The sequence below is a fragment of the Caballeronia sp. ATUFL_M2_KS44 genome (assembly GCF_023630965.1).
GTDB classification, from domain to species: Bacteria; Pseudomonadota; Gammaproteobacteria; order Burkholderiales; family Burkholderiaceae; genus Caballeronia; species Caballeronia concitans.
Genome location: NZ_JALQEA010000006.1, coordinates 309,687 through 327,094 on the forward strand (window position 1 = coordinate 309,687; position 17,408 = coordinate 327,094).

Consider the following 17,408-nt stretch of genomic DNA (forward strand, 5'->3'; position numbering starts at 1 on the left):
CCAAATCTGAGCGCTCGCGCGTTGATATTTCGGTACCGAAAATGTAGTATTCGGTACCGAATTTACAACCATGAAGAAGCGTATGTCTAGGAACGAACTCACTGAAAGCGAACTCGAGACTTACAAACAGGCTCTCGCAAGTTCGATTCGAAAAGACTTCATCAAGAAGGACGTCTCGTATCAAAATCGAAACGAGTTGAAGTTCCTGGCCGGCTATCGTCGCGAGCGCGACGACACAATGAGCCAAGTCCGACGAATTTTGAAGGAAGAGTTCGGCGCGAGCGTGGTTTCTGTCGGAGGTAACATGGCGGCGATTGTAAAGCGCCGAGACTAGTCGGCGTTTGCCGCCGCCGCTCTCGCCCGCGCGCGCTTCGAGATTCCATTCACGAGCGCCCAGCGCATGACGGGCGCCATCGCGCGCACGCCGGGCCGCGCGATCACCCGCCGCACCGGGGCAAAAGCGGACAGCCCGAGCATCGCCTGCGCCCAATCCGGCAGCAAATCGACGCCCGCGCTGAACACGAGCTTGCTCGCCGGCTTCATCGCGATGCGCGGCGTCGGCGCATCCTTCAGCACGCGAATCACTTCCCGCGTGCGTTCGCTTGCCTGCAATCGCGGACGCATGGCCGCGAGGTACGCGTCGACCTGTGCGCGCGTGACCGGCACGTCGAGCGCGCCGAGCATCCGCGCGATGGTCGCGGTTTCATCGAAATAGCGGTCTTGATCGGCAACCGACAACGCGGGATTCACGTAGCGCAGATAGCCGTTCAGAAAGCTCGACACTTCCGCGACATGCACCCACGTCAACAGCTCAGGGTCGCTCGCGCGATACGGCCGGCCATCGGTCGCAACGCCGGTCACGCCGAGATGGATGTTCTTCACGCGCTCGATGAGCGCGAGCGCGTCGCGGCGATTGCCGAACGTCGTGCCCGCGACGAAGGTTGCCGTGCGGCGCAGGCGGCCAAGAATGTCGGTGCGAAACGTGGAGTGATCCCACACGCCCGCGAGCGCCAGCGGATGCAGCGTCTGCAACAGCAGCGCGCTGATGCCGCCCGTCATCATCGACGTGAAATCGGCGTGGACTTTCCAGCAAACGGAATCGGGACCGAAGAGGCCGGGATCGCCGGGCGGCGACGAGTAATCGAGTCCCGGACCGCCGCCGCCGCTCGTCAGGCTGGTGATGCCGCGTGCGATCGATGAGCGCACGGATGACCGCACGCGCGTAACGAACGTCGCCTGATCCGACATGCGCTAGCTGTTGCCCGCGTCCCAGAGATCGCGGATAGGGCCGGCGTCCGGCGCGGCGAGGCCGAAGTGCCGGTAGGTGAGCAGCGTGGCGACGCGTCCGCGCGGCGTGCGCTGCAAATACCCTTGCTGGATCAGATACGGTTCGAGCACGTCCTCGATGGTGTCGCGCTCCTCGCCGATCGCCGCCGCGAGATTGTCGACGCCGACCGGGCCGCCATCGAACTTGTGCAGGATGGCTTCGAGCAGCTTGCGGTCCATCAGGTCGAAGCCGACCGGATCGACGTCGAGCATTTTCAGCGCGGCATCCGCGACGTCGCCGGTGATGCTGCCGTTCGCCTTCACTTCCGCGTAATCGCGCACGCGGCGCAGCAGCCGGTTGGCGATACGCGGCGTGCCGCGCGAGCGCCGCGCGATCTCCAGCGCGCCTTCGGGCACGATGTCCGCCTTCAACAGCGACGCCGAGCGCGACACGATGCGCGCCAGCTCGTTCGCGTTGTAAAACTCGAGCCGCGACACGATGCCGAAGCGATCGCGCAGCGGATTGGTCAGCATGCCCGCGCGCGTGGTCGCGCCGACGAGCGTGAACGGCTGAAGATCCAGCTTCACGCTGCGCGCGGCCGGTCCTTCGCCGATCATGATGTCGATCTGATAATCCTCGAGCGCCGGATACAGAATTTCCTCGACGACCGGCGAGAGACGGTGAATCTCGTCGATGAACAGCACGTCGTTCGCTTCGAGATTGGTGAGCAGCGCGGCGAGGTCGCCCGCACGCTCCAGCACCGGCCCCGACGTCTGCCGCAGATTCACGCCCATTTCTCGCGCGATGATATGCGCGAGCGTGGTCTTGCCGAGACCCGGCGGCCCGAAGAGCAGCACGTGATCGAGCGCTTCGGAGCGGCGCTTGGCCGCTTCGATGAAGATTTCGAGTTGGCCGCGCACCTTTTCCTGCCCGACGTATTCGTCGAGCTGACGCGGACGCAGCGCGCGTTCGAACGCTTCTTCGTTCGGCGAGACGGGCGTGGCCGAGATGATGCGTTCGGCGGCGAGTTTGTCGGTTTCGATCATGGGTCGATTGTACAGCGTGGTTTTAGGCGGCGAAGCTGGCCGAATGGCCTAGTGGTGCGTCGTGGGGATCGACGGCAGAGTCGGTGCATCCGAAACGATGCCGACGAGCGCAATGAGCCATGCCGCTTTATCAAAAAGGCCTATATCTGATCCGTATGAATCTGGAGGAGCTACAGCGAGGGGGAAGGGTGACTGTTGTTCCGGTCGGCCGCCTGACGAGCACGCAGCATGGCGCGATCAATGCCCAGCGAGCCGCACAGGCGTTACCGCCGCTGGCCGACCCCGGAGATCGTGGTTATCGGCAAACACATTCATGACAGCCGCATCGTGCGTGACGACTACACCGTGGAAGACGTGCTTACGCAGATAGCAAGCGCTTTGGCTGCGGATTCCGTGGTCGTCGCGTCCAGAAGAATGACGGCGCTGGATGCACCCAAGCGTCGCGCGGACGGCTACGGGAACTGGGTGCGCGACCGCGCCATTCTGGAGCTGACCCAACGCAAGCCGCGCGCCGAGTTGTTTTCCGTCATTCCGAAAGGGGACGCGAACAAGCCATCGGACTGCGAAAAAGAAAAAGGCCGCTCGAAAGCGGCCTTGAATACTTCGGAACACTCGCCCGGGTAACTTACTGCCGCCGGCGCACCAGTGTTTCGAACATCGATCTTATCACCGATTCGGGGCCACCCTCACCCCTTCGACAACGCCTTCAACGCCAGCTTGATACCCTCCGACACGCCCGTTCCCGCCGGCACGTTCTTGATGGCCGCGAGCGCTTCCTTCTCCGAGTACCCGAGCGCGAGCAGCGCGTTGAGAATGTCCGACGCGTGATCCGACTGCGAAGCCGCACTCGCCATCGCGCCGAGATCCGCGCCGAGCTTGCCCTTCAGTTCGAGCAGCAGCCGCTCGGCCGTCTTCTTGCCGATGCCCGGCACGCGTGTCAAACGCGCCGTGTCTTGCGTCGTCACCGTCTGCGCGAGTTCCTGCACGCTCATGCCGGAAAGCACGGCCAGCGCCATGCGCGCGCCGATGCCGCTGATCTTCAGCAGCTCCCGAAACGTCGCGCGTTCCTGCGACGTCAGAAAGCCGTAAAGCAGATGCGCGTCCTCGCGCACGATCATCTGCGTGAGCAGCACGACCTTCTCGCCGGCATGCGGCAGGTTGTAGAACGTGCTCATCGGCACGTCGACTTCATAGCCGACGCCGTTGCAGTCGACGAGCAAATGCGGCGGATTTTTTTCCAGCAGAACGCCGGCGATGCGACCGATCATGTTTTCTTGCTAAAAGTGAAAGTGTTAGCCGATAAGCCTGCCGCGCCGCACGCGCAAGCCCTTCTTCGCGAGCGACGGCGCAATGCCGCCCAGCGTCGCGAGTCCCGTGCCGCCGTGCGCATGACAGATCGCCATGCCGAGTGCATCGGCGGCGTCGGTGCTCGGCACGCCGGAAAGGTTGAGCAGCCGCACGACCATCTGCTGCATCTGCTCCTTCGTCGCGCGGCCGTAGCCGACGACGGCCTGCTTCAACTGCAGCGCCGTGTATTCGGCAACCGGCATGCCGCTCGTGACGAGCCCGCAAATCGCCGCGCCGCGCGCCTGGCCGAGCAGAAGCGTCGATTGCGGATTGACGTTCACGAAGACTTTCTCGATCGCGGCCTGATCCGGATTGTGCTGGCGAATGAGCGTGGAAATGCCGTCGAAGATGGTGTTCAGCCGCGAAGGCAGATCGGCGTCGGCGGTCTTGATGACGCCGCTCGTCACGTAGGAGAGCGAATGCCCGGCCACGTCGATGATGCCGAAGCCCGTCACGCGCAAGCCGGGGTCGATGCCAAGAATTCTCATTCGTTCGCGATGCGGCTCGTTGAAATCAAAATGGCCTGCTTGCGCCGACAGCAGCGCAAACAGGCCAATAGTAAATGAAGCGAGCCGGATTAATGGCGGAAGTGACGCGTGCCGGTGACGATCATCGCGACATTGTGCTCGTCGGCAGCGGCGATCACTTCGTCGTCGCGCATGGAGCCGCCCGGCTGGATCACGCAGGTCGCGCCCGCGTTCACCACGACGTCGAGGCCGTCACGGAACGGGAAGAACGCATCCGACGCCACCGCCGAGCCGTTCAGCGACAGCCCCGCGTTCTGCGCCTTGATGCCCGCGATGCGCGCCGAATCCACGCGGCTCATCTGGCCCGCGCCGACGCCGAGCGTCATGCCGCCGCCGCAGAACACGATCGCGTTCGACTTCACGTACTTCGCCACGCGCCACGCGAACATCAGGTCGTCCATTTCCTTCGGCGTCGGATGGCGCTTCGTCACGACGCGCAGTTCGTGCGGCTGCACGTTCTTCGCATCGAGCGATTGCACGAGCAGGCCGCCGCCGACGCGCTTCAGATCGAACGTGTTGTGACCGTCGCCGAGCGCGATCTGCAACAGGCGCACGTTCTGCTTCGCCGCGAACACGGCGCGCGCCGCCTCGCTGAACGAAGGCGCGATCAGCACTTCGACGAACTGTTTCGCCACCGCTTGCGCCGCCGCTTCGTCGACTTCGCGATTGAACGCGATGATCCCGCCGAACGCGGAAGTCGGGTCCGTCTGGAACGCCTTCGAGTACGCTTCGTGCGCATCGACGCCGACCGCCACGCCGCACGGATTCGCGTGCTTGATGATGACGCACGCGGGCGCATCGAACGTCTTCACGCATTCCCACGCGGCGTCCGAATCGGCGATGTTGTTGTACGACAGTTCCTTGCCCTGCAACTGCTCGTAGTTCGCGAGCGCGCCGGCGGGCACGGAAAGATCGCGATAGAACGCCGCGCTCTGATGCGGGTTCTCGCCGTAGCGCAGATCCTGAACCTTCTCGAACGCCATGTTGAAGGTCGCCGGATACGTGTTGCGGCTCGAATGCTGAAGTTCTTCGGTGAGGCTCGTCAGATAGTTCGTGATCGCGCCGTCGTATTGGGCGGTGTGCGCGAACACCTTCGTCGCGAGGCGGAAGTTCGTCTTGTAGCCGACGGTGTTGCCGTTCGCGCGCATTTCGTCGAGCACGGCGGCGTAATCGGCCGGATCGACGACGACCGTCACGTCGCGATGATTCTTCGCCGCCGAGCGCAGCATGGTCGGCCCGCCGATATCGATGTTCTCGATCGCGTCTTCCAGCGAGCATTCTTCCTTCGAGACCGTCTGCACGAACGGATACAGATTCACGACGAGCAGGTCGATGGTCGGAATGTCGTGCTTTTCCAGCGCGGCCATGTGTTCGGGCAGGTCGCGGCGGGCGAGAATGCCGCCGTGAACTTTCGGATGCAGCGTCTTCACGCGCCCGTCGAGCATTTCCGGAAAGCCGGTGTAGTCGGCGACCTCGGTCACGGGCAGGCCCGCGTCGGCGAGCAGTTTGGCCGTGCCGCCGGTCGAGAGGATCTTGACGCCGAGTTCCGACAGCGATTTCGCGAAATCGACGATGCCGGACTTGTCGGAAACGGAGATGAGCGCTTGCTTGATCATGATGAACACTGAAACCGAAAAGGATAACCAGGCCGGACCAAGGCAAGCGCCTCAGTCCGATGAATCAAATCAATCCGTGCTGCTGCAGCTTCTTGCGTAGCGTGTTGCGGTTGATGCCGAGATATTCGGCTGCAAGCGACTGGTTGCCGCCCGCCTGCTCGAGCACCACTTCGAGCAGCGGTTTTTCCACACACGAAATCACCATGTCGTAGACGTCGTGCGGGTTGGAGCCGTCCAGATCCTGAAAGTAGTTGTCCAGGCTCTGGCGGACGCATTGTTCGATGTTATGTCTGCTCATGCGGCTATTAGTCGGTCGGTGTTGTCTTGCCCGCCGCACGATTCTTCCCCCGCCGCGTCCTCGGCGTCCTGCGCCTCGTCCACGTAGATGAGACGGTCCGACAGCGCCTTCTGCGCGTCGAAGAATTCGTTCACGGCGAGCAATTGTTCTTTGGTCGTGTCGAGCGTGTTCATCCGGTGGCGGAAGGTGCCCGCGCCGGAAAGGCCGCGAGTGTACCAGCCGATGTGCTTGCGCGCAGTCCGAACGCCGGTGAATTCCCCATAGAAAGCATAGTGGTCTTCGAGGTGCTCGTTCATGACCTGCTGAATCTCGTCGATGCGCGGCGGCGGCATGCGCTCGCCCGTCTTCAGGAAGTGCTCGATTTCGCGAAACAGCCACGGACGCCCCTGCGCCGCGCGGCCGATCATGATGGCGTCCGCGCCGGTCGCGGCGAGCACGTCGCGCGCTTTCTCGGGCGTGGCGATGTCGCCGTTCGCGACGACCGGAATCTTCACCGACGCTTTGACGGCCGCGATGGTTTCGTACTCGGCGTCGCCCTTGTAGAGATCGGCGCGCGTGCGGCCATGCACGGTCAGCATGGAGATGCCGGCCTCTTGCGCAATCCGCGCGATGGTCAGCGCGTTCTTGTTCTCGCGATTCCACCCCGTGCGAATCTTGAGCGTGACCGGCACCGCGTCCGGCCCGACACCGACCGCCTGCACCACCGCCTCGACGATGCGCGCCACGAGCGGTTCGTTCTGCAGCAGCGCCGAACCCGCGGCGACGTTGCAGACCTTCTTGGCGGGACATCCCATATTGATGTCGATGATCTGCGCGCCGTTCGCGACGTTGTGGCGCGCGGCTTCGGCGAGCATCTGCGGGTCCGCGCCCGCGATCTGCACGGAGATCGGCTCGACCTCGCCGGCGTGATTCGCGCGGCGCATGGTCTTCTCGCTCTTCCACAACTGCGCGTTCGACGCGACCATCTCCGACACCGCGTAGCCCGCGCCCATGCGCTTGCAGAGCTGGCGGAACGGGCGATCGGTGACGCCCGCCATCGGAGCGACGAACAGGTTATTGCGCAGAACGTGTGAACCGATGGTGGGCATGAAGGCTTGGGCCTCCGCACGGGCGATCGAACGGCGAGCGTGCCGGTGTCGCGTCAGGCGGATGCAAGGATGCGGAAGGGAAACGCGTATTTTAACGCTAAGCGGCTGCTGAAATTAAGTGCAATCGCGTGCAAGTCTTTAAATCTTCGACGAAAGCGCGCGGTGGGGCGGAGGATAAGTGGGCGCGGCGCGCGGCGGCGTGAGGCCGCGCGCCGCTGTCTGGAGCGGGCCGAAGCGCCCGTGTGTCTGTCGTCGCGGCCTGCGCAGCGTCTGCCGCGCGAGCGCGCATCGCGGTGGCGCGCAGGCGAACCGGTCGGACGATAAGCGCCCCCGTGCCGCCTATCGCCGCTGCCCGAACATCATCTGCCGCGCCAGCGCCGTCTTCACGGGCGGCAAGAACTCGAGCGCAGTGAGCGCAAGCCCGCGCATCGCGGCGAGCGGCGGGAAATCGACGGTGAAAATGCGTGCAAGCGTGTCCGTCGCGCCGATCGTCAGACGCCGGTCCAGCGCCCGCCGCTGTGCGAAATGCGCGAGCGCGAGCGGCCGCGGTCCGTCGATGGACAGCGCATCGCAGAGCGCCTGGGCGTCGCGCAAGCCGAGATTCAGCCCTTGGCCCGCCACCGGATGCAGCGTCTGCGCCGCATTGCCGATGGCCACCGCGCGCCGTTCGACGAGCGCGTGCAGCGCGGTCAGTCCGAGCGGAAACGCCGCGCGCCCGACGATGCGCGTGAACCGCCCCATGCGCGCGCCGAACGCGGCGCCGAGTTCCGCGAGAAATGTGTCGTCGTCGAGTTGCATGCGGCGCGCGGCTTCATCGGGCGAGCCGCACCAGACGAGCGAGTAGTCCGCGTGACGCTGCCCGCCGCACGGCAGGAGCGCAATCGGCCCTTCGTTCGTGAAACGCTCCCACGCGACATTCGCTTGCGGATCCGACACGCTCACCGTGCCGACGATAGCCGTCTGCCCGTAGTCGCGCGCGCGCCGGTCGTTGGATACGGCGGCTTCGCGCGGCGCTTGCTGATACAGGCCGCCCTCGGCGTTGACCAGCACCCGCACGCGGATCGTGCGCTCGCCGCTCGCGGATTGCAGCGGCACCGTGACGCTTTCGTCGTCCTGCAGCGGCGGCAGCGCGGAAGTATCGGTGATCCAGTGGACGTGCGTCTTGCGCACCGCGTCCGCGAGCGCCGCGACGAGCGAGCCGTAACGCACGACATAGCCGAGTTCCGGCAATTCGTGCTCGTCGTGCTCGATCAACGTGCGCCCGAAGTGCCCGCGCTGCGACACGTGGATGCGGCGAATGGGCGTGGCGTCGGCGGGAAAGCCGAGCGGCTGCAGCATCACGCGGCTGCCGTGCGACAGCGCGAGCGAGCGCGGGTCGGTCGCGGCGGCTTCGGGCGTGCGTGCGTCGATCAGCGCGATGGACAGCCGCGATGTCGCGCTGCGCCGCGCGAGCCAGCCGGCGAGCGCCAGCCCGACCGGCCCCGCGCCGACGATGGCGATGTCGTAGTCGAAATGCGGTTGGGAGATCGCGTCGCTCATGTTCTGCTCTTCATCTTCAATTACCGATGGATTCGCGCATCAGCGCTTCGATTTCGACCGCCGCGACGGGGACTTCGCGCGTCAGCAGTTCGCACCCGCCGGAGGTGACGAGCGCGTCGTCCTCGATGCGGATGCCCGTGTTCCAGTAACGCTCGGGCACGTTTTCGGCGGCGCGCACGTAGAGGCCCGGCTCGACCGTCAGCACGTTGCCCGCCGCGAGCGTGCGCCAGGGCCGCGCGCCTTGTTCGTCGCGCGGGCCGTCGGCGTCGCGGTAATCGCCCGCGTCGTGCACGTCCATGCCGATCCAGTGCCCCGTGCGATGCATATAGAAAGGCAAGTACGCGCGCTCGGCGATGACGTCATCGGCGCTGCCGAACTTCGTCTTGTCCACGATGCCCGTGTCGAGCAGTCCTTGCGACAGCACTTTCAATGCCGCCTGATGCGGCGCGTCGAAGCTGACGCCGGCGCGCGTTGCCTCGATCGCGGCGGCTTGCGCGGCGAGCACGATGTCGTACAGCTCGCGTTGCGCGGGCGTGAAGCGGCCGTTCGCCGGGAAGGTGCGCGTGATGTCGGACGCGTAGCCGTCGAGTTCGCACGCGGCGTCGATGAGGATGAGGTCGCCGTCGCGCGCCACCGCGTTGCCCGCCGGATAGTGCAGCACGCACGCGTTCGCGCCCGCCGCGACGATCGAGCCGTACGCGGGCGCCTGAGCGCCGTGGCGGCGGAACGTGTAGAGCAGTTCGGCTTCGATCTCGTGCTCGCGCATGCCTGGACGGCACGTTTGCATCGCCCGGCGATGCGCTTGTGCGGATATCGACCCGGCGCGGCGCATGATGGCGATTTCGTGCGCATCTTTCACGAGCCGCATTTCATCGATGAGCGGCAGCACGTGTTGCGCCTTCGCCGGCGCGCGCACGCCGCTGCGGCTCCGCGCGCGCACGGCGGCGAGCCAGCCGCGCACTTGCGCGTCGAGTTCGGCCGACGTGCCGAGCGCGTAGAAGAGCGCGGGCTTGTCGGCGATCAGGCGCGGCAGTTGTTCGTCGAGTGTGGCGACGGGTAACGCCGCGTCGAGACCGAACGCATCGCGGGCGGCTTCCGGCCCGTAGCGAAAACCTTCCCACGTTTCGCGCTCGGCGTTCTTCTCGCGGCAAAAAAGAATGGACGCCGGCTCGCCGTTCTGCGCGCTCGCGTCCAGCACGAGCGTCGCCTCGGGTTCGGTGAAGCCCGTCAGATAGTAGAAATAGCTGTCGTGACGGAAGGGGAAGTCCGTGTCCCGATTGCGCATGACTTCCGGCGCAGTCGACAGGATGGCGACGCCGCCGCCCTGCGCGCGCAACGCCGCGAGCAGACGTTCGCGGCGGCCACGGTAGACATCGACGGCGATCGGATTGGCATGTTCGGTCTGTGAGTTCATGCGCCCGATTGTATCGCCGGGTCTGAGGCGGCGCGACTAGGCCATTCGGCCTAGTGTTCAAGCGAATGTGCGCGTTGGATACTTGTCGCGAAGCGGTGAGGCTAGTCTTCCGCGCGATGACGCACGCTGCCCGCAACGAGGTCGAAGCGGAACAGACGGCATTCCAGCGCGCCGTTGAAGAGCGGCGTTTTCGTCGATTCGCGCAGTCGCAACATGCCCGGCAGCTTGCGGTCGGACGTGAGCACGTATGCGCGCCAGCCGGGAAAGCGCTGCTTGAGCGCGTTGCCGAACGAGACGAAGAACTCGGTATCGGCGGGATCGGGTTGCGCGCGGGCGAAGGCGTCGTCGTCTTCGCGGCGCGAGCGGGCCGTATCGCGGATCTCGCCGCGCGGGCCGCGTCCGCGCACTTCAATGCGCTCGCCATACGGCGGATTCGCAACGAGGATGCCGGGCGCGTCCGTCGGTGGCGTCATGTTGCGGGCGTCGAGCTGTTTGAGCGCCAGGTCGGGGATGCCCGCGCGGCTCAGATTCGCGCGCGCTTTCTCGAGCATGTCGCCCGAGATGTCGCTGCCGAAGATGTTCAGTTGCGATTGCGTCGCGCGCGTGGCGCGTCTCGCTTCCGTCGCGGCGGTCTTGAGCTTCTGCCACATGCCCGGATGAAACGGCTTGAGCTTCTCGAAGCCGAAGCGCCGCTCGCTGCCCGGCGCGATATTGAGCGCGGTCTGCGCGGCTTCGGCGAGGAAGGTTCCGCTGCCGCACATCGGATCGAAAAGGGGCGTGCCGGGCATCCAGCCGGTGAGGCGAAGAATGCCTGCCGCGAGGTTTTCGCGCAGCGGCGCCGCGCCCTTGTCGAGCCGCCAGCCGCGCTTGAAGAGCGGTTCGCCGGAGGTGTCGAGATAGAGCGTGCATTCGTTCATCGTGAGGAACGCGAACACGCGCACGTCCGGCTGCGCGGTGTCGATGCTCGGGCGCGCGCCGCTGATGTCGCGCAGCCGGTCGCAGACGGCGTCTTTCACGCGCAGCGTCGTGAATTCGAGGCTCTTGAGCGGCGACTTGATCGCGGTGAGGTCGACGCGCATTGTCTGGCTCGGCGTGAACCATTGTTCCCAGCGCTGGCGATGCGTGAGGTCGTAGATGTCGTTTTCATTGCGATACGGGCCGTGCGCGATTTTCAGCAGCACGCGGCTCCCGATGCGCGAATGCAGATTCGCCGCCATGCCCGCGACCCAGCTACCCCGGAAGTGCACGCCGCCGGGCACTTGCGCGCCGACGTTCAGCGGACCGCCGCCGGAAAGCGGCGCGCTATTGACGTGACGTTCCCCGATCTCCGCAAGCTCGGCGGCGAGCGGCGCTTCGAGACCGCGCGGGCAGGGGACAAACCAGTCGAAGAGGGGGGAGGACATGTGGGGAGAGTGCGGGGTTCAAAGGCGGTATTGTACGCGGGGAGGGGAGCGGAGCAGTGATCGTTCTCTGTGAACGGTCGAGCCTGGTAGGGCGAGCCAGTCGCGACAACGCGACGCGCCGATGCGGCGCGCGTTACTCCCAAAATGATTGGCGCGATCGCTGGACATTTCCACAGGTCAACCTATCGTTAATTCAACGAATTCATGGACTCGCACGTATGAACGGAACGCAAACCAGTATCCTCGGCGCAGCTAAGCCATTAGCCAAGAATCCGCTTGGGATCATTGCCTTGTTTATCGTGCTGGTCTACGGCGTTGCGTCGCTAATGACCACCTTTGCGAGTGGCTTCTCACATGAGGAGCGCATGCCTCTCATCTACTTTCTCGTCCTCTTTCCGATTCTCGTGCTGCTTGTCTTTGCATGGCTTGTGAGCAGTCACAACGCGAAGCTTTTTTCTCCTTCGGATTTCAAGGACGAAGAAAACTACGTGCGCATGCAATTGTCTGCCGCTACGTCACTCGCGTTCGCTAGCGCAAAAACCGGGGCTGGCGACCATACAACGGATGTATCGCGAATTGTTGACGTTGTCAGAACAAGTAAGACAGTCCACGAACAGGCGGGTAGCGACTGGCGAAATTGCATTCTCTGGGTTGACGATCGGCCAGAGAACAATGTCTTCGAGCGGAAAGCGTTCGAATCGATTGGCTTTCGCTTCTCGCTTGCTTTATCTACCAATGAAGCCCTGGATCAACTAAGCCACCGCCGATTCGCTGCTGTCATCTCCGATATGGGACGGAAAGAAGGGCCACAAGAGGGCTACGTACTGCTTGACGCATTGCGCGAAAAGGGCGACCAGATACCCGTTTTTATCTATGCGGGTTCAAATTCGCAAGAACATCGGCAGGAAACCTTGAAGCACGGAGGGCAAGGCTGTACCAACAACGCAGAAGAACTCTTCGCAATGGTTACGAGAACAATCGTCACGTCGACGCGTTAGTCGTTGGACGTTTCAGCGCGTACGGGAGCGACCGTAACAAGTGTCCGGTCGTTCTCCGCATGCAGTCAACAAATCAGCTACACCTCACTCCACCGCCTTCATCATCTCCTCCACCACCTTCTTCGCATCCCCAAACACCATCATCGTCTTGTCCATATAAAACAGTTCGTTATCCAGCCCGGCATAACCCGCTGCCATCGACCGTTTATTCACGATGATCGTCCGCGCCTTGTAAGCCTCGAGAATCGGCATGCCCGCGATCGGCGATTTCGGGTCCGTCTTCGCCGCAGGATTCACCACATCGTTCGCGCCGAGCACGAGCACCACATCCGTCTGCCCGAACTCGCTGTTGATGTCCTCCATCTCCTGCACCATCTCGTACGGCACTTCCGCCTCGGCAAGCAGCACGTTCATGTGCCCCGGCATCCGCCCGGCGACGGGGTGAATCGCGTATCGCACGTCGATTCCCTTCTCCACGAGCTTGTCCGTCAGCTCCTTCAGCGCATGCTGCGCGCGCGCGACCGCGAGCCCGTATCCCGGCACGATCACCACGCTCTCCGCATTGCCGAGCATGAACGCGGCGTCGTCGGCGGAACCGGATTTCACCGGACGCTGCTCCTGCGCGCCGCCCGCCACCGCACCGCCCGCTTCGCCGCCGAAGCCGCCGAGAATCACGTTGAAGAACGAGCGATTCATCGCGCGGCACATGATGTACGAGAGAATCGCGCCCGACGAGCCGACCAGCGATCCCGCGATGATCAGCATCGGATTGTTCAGCGAGAAGCCGATGCCCGCCGCCGCCCAGCCCGAGTACGAGTTGAGCATCGAGACGACCACCGGCATGTCCGCGCCGCCGATCGGAATGATGATGAGCACGCCCAGCGCGAACGCGATCAGCGTCATGATGACGAACGGCAGCCACGACTGCGTCAGCATGAAGATGATGCCGAAGCCGATCATCGCGACCGCGAGCAGCAGGTTGATCAGATGCTGTCCCGAGTACACGACCGGCGCGCCCTGAAACAGCCGGAACTTGTATTTGCCCGAGAGCTTGCCGAACGCGATCACCGAGCCGGAAAACGTGATCGCGCCGACGAACGTGCCGATGAACAGTTCGACGCGATTGCCGTACGGAATCGGATCGCCGGGTGCGGCGAGACCGAACGCGGACGGCTCCGACACCACGCCGTACGCAATGCAGACCGCCGCGAGACCGATCAGCGAGTGCATCGCGGCGACCAGTTCGGGCATCTTCGTCATCTCGACTTTCGCCGCGATATACGCGCCCGCGCCGCCGCCGATGATCAGCGCCACGAACAGCAGCGACAACCCGAGCGCGAGATTCGCCTCGAGATAGGCGGCCTGTTTCACGATGAGCGCGAGCGTCGTGAGAATGGCGATCGCCATGCCCGCCATGCCGAACGTATTGCCGATGCGCGCGGTCTTCGGATTCGACAGGCCCTTCAGCGCCTGAATGAAGCACACCGACGCGACCAGATAAAGGAGAGTGACGACGTTCATGCTCATTTACGCGCCCTCCTTGCCAGCCAATTTCTTCGGTTCTTTCTTCTTGAACATCTCCAGCATTCGCCGCGTGACGAGAAAGCCGCCGAACACGTTCACCGCCGCGAGCAGCACCGCGAGCGTGCCGAAGAACTTGCCCGCGCCGCCGATCGTCAGGCCCACCGCAAGCATCGCGCCGACGATGACGATCGCCGAGATCGCGTTCGTCACCGCCATCAGCGGCGTATGCAGCGCGGGCGTGACGTTCCAGACCACGTGATAGCCGACGTAGATCGCCAGCACGAAGATGATCAGGTTGATCACCGTGTGATTGATGACATCCATGTTCGTCTCCGTGTTCAGGCGATGGCGGCGCGTGCGGGCTGTCCGTCGCGGCACTGGAGCGTGGCCGCGACGATGTCGTCCGCGAGGTCGATGTTGAGCGTGCCTTCCTTCGTGATGATCAGCTTGAGGAAGTCGAGCAGATTGCGCGCGTAGAGCGCGGACGCGTCGGCGGCGACCATCGACGCCAGATTCGTATGGCCGACGATATGCACGTCATGCTTCGTCACTACCTGGTCCACTTCGGTCAGCGGACAGTTGCCGCCTTTTCGGCCCTCGAACTCGGGGCCGCGTCCGGCGGCGAGATCGACGATCACCGAGCCCGGCTTCATGTGCTTCACCGTTTCGACCGAAAGCAGCGTCGGCGCGGGACGGCCGGGAATCAGCGCCGTCGAAATGACGATGTCCGCCGCCTTCGCGCGTTCGTGAACCTGCGCCGATTGCCGCGCGAGCCAGCTTGCCGGCATCGGCCGCGCGTAACCGCCGACGCCGACCGCCGCCTCGCGTTCCTCGTCGGTTTCGAACGGGACGTCGACGAACTTCGCGCCGAGCGACTCGATCTGTTCCTTGACCGCCGGCCGCACATCCGATGCTTCGACGACCGCGCCGAGGCGCTTCGCCGTGGCGATCGCCTGCAGGCCCGCGACGCCCGCGCCCAGCACCAGCACGCGCGCCGCCTTGACGGTGCCGGCGGCGGTCATCAGCATCGGCATGAAGCGCTGGTAGTAATGGCACGCGATCAGCACGGCCTTGTACCCGGCGATGTTCGCCTGCGACGACAGCACGTCGAGGCTTTGCGCGCGCGTGGTGCGCGGCGCGGCTTCGAGCGCGAACGCGGTGACGCCCGACGACGCGAGCCGCGCGGTGTTTTCGGTATTGAAGGGATCGAGCATGCCGACGAGCACGGCGCCCGGCTTCAGCATCGCCAGTTCGCTTTCGCTCGGCGACTGAACCTTGAGAACGATTTCGGCGGAAAAAGCGGTGGCGGCATCGACGATATCCGCGCCTGCAGACGCGAACGCGTCGTCGATATAACTGGCTTTGATGCCCGCGCCGCTCTGCACCGAGACGCGATGCCCCTGCGCGACGAGCTTCTTCACGGTCTCCGGCGTGGCGGCGACGCGCGCCTCGTTCGCCCGCGTTTCAGCAGGCACTCCGATGTGCATTTTTGAATCCTCCGGTTTTATTTTTCCTTCCCGCGCCCTGGGGCCCGGCGGCGGGAAGAATCGAGGCTGGCTTTCGTTTCAAATGCTGGATCAACGGCTAATGCAACTTTAACCGAAGAATGCACGTAAAAAATGCGATGCGGCACCGCGCTAACCCTTAGGGCATCGCGGGCGTGTTCGGGGCCGGGACGGTAAAATGTCGGCCATGAAATCAGATACTTGGGCACCACACGTTACGGTTGCAGCCGTCGTCGAGCGGGACGGGCGGTTCCTCGTCATCGAGGAGCACACTTCCGCAGGGCTGCGAATCAACCAACCGGCCGGTCACCTCGAAGCCGGCGAAACGCTCGTCGAAGCGGTCGTGCGCGAGACGCTCGAGGAAACGGCGCATCGCTTCGAGCCGGAGGCGCTCGTCGGCGCGTACATGACGCACTTCGCTCGGCCGGGACGCGACGTCACCTATCTGCGCTTCACCTTTTGCGGCAAATCCGCGGGCGAGGTCGCGGGAAGGGCGCTGGACAAGGGCATCGTCCGCGCGATGTGGCTCACGCCCGACGAACTGCGCGCGACGGCGGCGCAACATCGGACGCCGCTCGTCATGAAGTGTGTCGACGATTACTTGTCCGGGCGGCGCGTGCCGCTCGATTTCATCCATACGCATTCGGTCGCGCCGGTCGTGCGGGCGTGATATCCCTATGAGCAAGCAAAGAGTGGTGGTGGGCATGTCGGGCGGCGTGGATTCGTCGGTCACGGCATGGCTTTTGAAAGAGCAGGGCTACGACGTCGTCGGCCTCTTCATGAAGAACTGGGAAGACGACGACGACAGCGAATACTGCTCGACGCGTCAGGACTGGATCGACGTGGTGTCGGTGGCGGATCTGATCGGCATCGACGTGGAAGCCGTCAACTTCGCCGCCGAATACAAGGACCGCGTGTTCGCCGAATTCCTGCGCGAATACTCGGCGGGCCGCACGCCGAATCCGGACGTGCTGTGCAACGCCGAGATCAAGTTCAAGGCGTTTCTCGACCACGCGATGTCGCTCGGCGCGGAAACCATCGCGACCGGCCACTACGCGCGCGTGCGCGAACACGACGGCCTTTTCCAGTTGATGAAGGCCGCCGATTCGACCAAGGACCAGTCGTACTTCCTGCATCGGCTGAATCAGCAGCAGCTTTCGAAGACGCTGTTTCCGCTCGGCGAAATTCCGAAGACGAAGGTGCGCGAGATCGCGACGCAAATCGGCCTGCCGAACGCGAAGAAGAAGGATTCGACCGGCATCTGCTTCATCGGCGAGCGGCCGTTCCGCGAGTTTCTGAACCGCTATTTGCCGACCAAGCCCGGCCCGATGAAGACGGCGGAAGGGAAGATCGTCGGCGAGCATATCGGGCTCGCGTTCTATACGTTCGGGCAGCGCAAGGGCATCGGCATCGGCGGCGCGAAGGACGGCAGCGGCGAGCCGTGGTTCGTCGCGGGCAAGGACATGGCGAGCAACACGCTGTATGTCGTGCAGGGGCATGACCATCCGTGGCTGCTGTCGCATACGCTCCTCGCGGGCAACACGAGCTGGGTCGCGGGTTTCGCGCCGGACGACGGCGCGGCGTGCGCGGCCAAGACGCGGTATCGGCAGCAGGACGCGGCGTGCGCGTTCTCCCTCACCGGCGACGATGCGCACTTCGAGCTGCGTTTCGACGATGCGCAATGGGCGGTGACGCCGGGCCAGTCCGCGGTGCTTTATCAGGGCGACGTGTGTCTGGGCGGCGGGATCATCGAACACGCGGCGGTTGGCGCCGCTTCGGATGCGCCAGCAGTCGCGGTTTCGAGCGCAAGCTGACACAAAGCCCCGGCAGACGAGC

Annotated in this window: 18 protein-coding genes; 5 read left to right on the forward strand and 13 right to left on the reverse strand. The window is 64.3% G+C overall.

Annotated features, from left to right (window positions below; translation table 11 throughout):
• Positions 1–70: 70 nt before the first annotated feature.
• Positions 71–334 carry a hypothetical protein gene (locus NCR39_RS01510; RefSeq protein WP_250450285.1) on the forward strand — a complete coding sequence of 88 codons (264 nt, stop codon included), beginning with the start codon at positions 71–73 and terminating at the stop codon, positions 332–334.
• Here NCR39_RS01510 and NCR39_RS01515 read toward each other — a convergent pair.
• Positions 331–1,248 (reverse strand): oxygenase MpaB family protein, encoded by a 918-nt coding sequence (locus NCR39_RS01515; RefSeq protein ID WP_250450287.1) that lies wholly within the window; start codon positions 1,246–1,248, stop codon positions 331–333. The two genes, NCR39_RS01510 and NCR39_RS01515, sit on opposite strands and share 4 nt — an antisense overlap.
• Before the next feature lie 3 nt (positions 1,249–1,251).
• On the reverse strand, positions 1,252–2,313 hold the full coding sequence (ruvB, locus tag NCR39_RS01520; RefSeq protein WP_040052969.1) for a Holliday junction branch migration DNA helicase RuvB: 1,062 nt from the start codon (positions 2,311–2,313) through the stop codon (positions 1,252–1,254).
• Between the two features lie 240 nt (positions 2,314–2,553).
• Here ruvB and NCR39_RS01525 point away from each other — a divergent pair, with 240 nt between their 5' ends.
• Positions 2,554–2,937, forward strand: a complete 384-nt coding sequence (locus NCR39_RS01525) for a hypothetical protein (protein WP_250450288.1) — start codon at positions 2,554–2,556, stop codon at positions 2,935–2,937.
• A gap of 62 nt (positions 2,938–2,999) precedes the next feature.
• On the opposite strand, the gene ruvA is transcribed toward NCR39_RS01525, so the two are convergent.
• The 8 genes from ruvA to NCR39_RS01565 form a co-directional block, all read right to left on the reverse strand.
• Entirely contained in the window at positions 3,000–3,581 is a 582-nt protein-coding gene (gene ruvA / locus NCR39_RS01530) for a Holliday junction branch migration protein RuvA (protein WP_250450289.1), read from the reverse strand.
• A gap of 24 nt (positions 3,582–3,605) precedes the next feature.
• Entirely contained in the window at positions 3,606–4,148 is a 543-nt protein-coding gene (gene ruvC, locus NCR39_RS01535) for a crossover junction endodeoxyribonuclease RuvC (RefSeq protein WP_250450290.1), read from the reverse strand.
• A gap of 89 nt (positions 4,149–4,237) precedes the next feature.
• A complete protein-coding gene (gene purH, locus NCR39_RS01540) occupies positions 4,238–5,803 on the reverse strand; it encodes a bifunctional phosphoribosylaminoimidazolecarboxamide formyltransferase/IMP cyclohydrolase (protein ID WP_250450291.1) in 1,566 nt (521 codons plus the stop codon).
• A 64-nt stretch (positions 5,804–5,867) separates the two neighbouring features.
• Positions 5,868–6,101 (reverse strand): Fis family transcriptional regulator, encoded by a 234-nt coding sequence (locus NCR39_RS01545; RefSeq protein WP_040052966.1) that lies wholly within the window; start codon positions 6,099–6,101, stop codon positions 5,868–5,870.
• On the reverse strand, positions 6,098–7,189 hold the full coding sequence (gene dusB / locus NCR39_RS01550) for a tRNA dihydrouridine synthase DusB (RefSeq protein ID WP_250450292.1): 1,092 nt from the start codon (positions 7,187–7,189) through the stop codon (positions 6,098–6,100). The genes NCR39_RS01545 and dusB overlap by 4 nt, the downstream gene beginning before the upstream one ends.
• A 339-nt stretch (positions 7,190–7,528) precedes the next feature.
• Positions 7,529–8,728 (reverse strand): UbiH/UbiF/VisC/COQ6 family ubiquinone biosynthesis hydroxylase, encoded by a 1,200-nt coding sequence (locus NCR39_RS01555; RefSeq protein WP_250450293.1) that lies wholly within the window; start codon positions 8,726–8,728, stop codon positions 7,529–7,531.
• Between the two features lie 16 nt (positions 8,729–8,744).
• A complete protein-coding gene (locus NCR39_RS01560; RefSeq protein ID WP_250450294.1) occupies positions 8,745–10,142 on the reverse strand; it encodes an aminopeptidase P N-terminal domain-containing protein in 1,398 nt (465 codons plus the stop codon).
• A gap of 101 nt (positions 10,143–10,243) precedes the next feature.
• Complete coding sequence (locus NCR39_RS01565) at positions 10,244–11,545, reverse strand: THUMP domain-containing class I SAM-dependent RNA methyltransferase (RefSeq protein ID WP_250450295.1); 1,302 nt, start codon at positions 11,543–11,545, stop codon at positions 10,244–10,246.
• Between the two features lie 218 nt (positions 11,546–11,763).
• Here NCR39_RS01565 and NCR39_RS01570 point away from each other — a divergent pair, with 218 nt between their 5' ends.
• Entirely contained in the window at positions 11,764–12,543 is a 780-nt protein-coding gene (locus NCR39_RS01570; protein ID WP_250450297.1) for a response regulator, read from the forward strand.
• 84 nt (positions 12,544–12,627) lie between these two features.
• Here NCR39_RS01570 and NCR39_RS01575 read toward each other — a convergent pair whose 3' ends face one another.
• Genes NCR39_RS01575 through NCR39_RS01585 form a run of 3 tightly spaced genes read right to left on the reverse strand, consistent with a single transcriptional unit; the run spans position 12,628 to position 15,554 of the window.
• Positions 12,628–14,070 (reverse strand): NAD(P)(+) transhydrogenase (Re/Si-specific) subunit beta, encoded by a 1,443-nt coding sequence (locus NCR39_RS01575; RefSeq protein ID WP_250450299.1) that lies wholly within the window; start codon positions 14,068–14,070, stop codon positions 12,628–12,630.
• On the reverse strand, positions 14,071–14,391 hold the full coding sequence (locus NCR39_RS01580; protein ID WP_250450301.1) for an NAD(P) transhydrogenase subunit alpha part 2: 321 nt from the start codon (positions 14,389–14,391) through the stop codon (positions 14,071–14,073).
• Between the two features lie 14 nt (positions 14,392–14,405).
• Positions 14,406–15,554, reverse strand: coding sequence for a Re/Si-specific NAD(P)(+) transhydrogenase subunit alpha (locus NCR39_RS01585; RefSeq protein ID WP_250450302.1), 1,149 nt, complete (start codon positions 15,552–15,554; stop codon positions 14,406–14,408).
• 205 nt (positions 15,555–15,759) lie between these two features.
• Here NCR39_RS01585 and NCR39_RS01590 point away from each other — a divergent pair, with 205 nt between their 5' ends.
• Both NCR39_RS01590 and mnmA read left to right on the forward strand, forming a co-directional pair.
• Positions 15,760–16,242: an NUDIX hydrolase gene (locus NCR39_RS01590; protein ID WP_250450303.1), complete on the forward strand. Its 483-nt coding sequence runs from the start codon at positions 15,760–15,762 to the stop codon at positions 16,240–16,242.
• Positions 16,243–16,249: 7 nt separating this feature from the next.
• Entirely contained in the window at positions 16,250–17,386 is a 1,137-nt protein-coding gene (gene mnmA, locus NCR39_RS01595) for a tRNA 2-thiouridine(34) synthase MnmA (protein ID WP_250450304.1), read from the forward strand.
• Positions 17,387–17,408 lie beyond the last annotated feature (22 nt).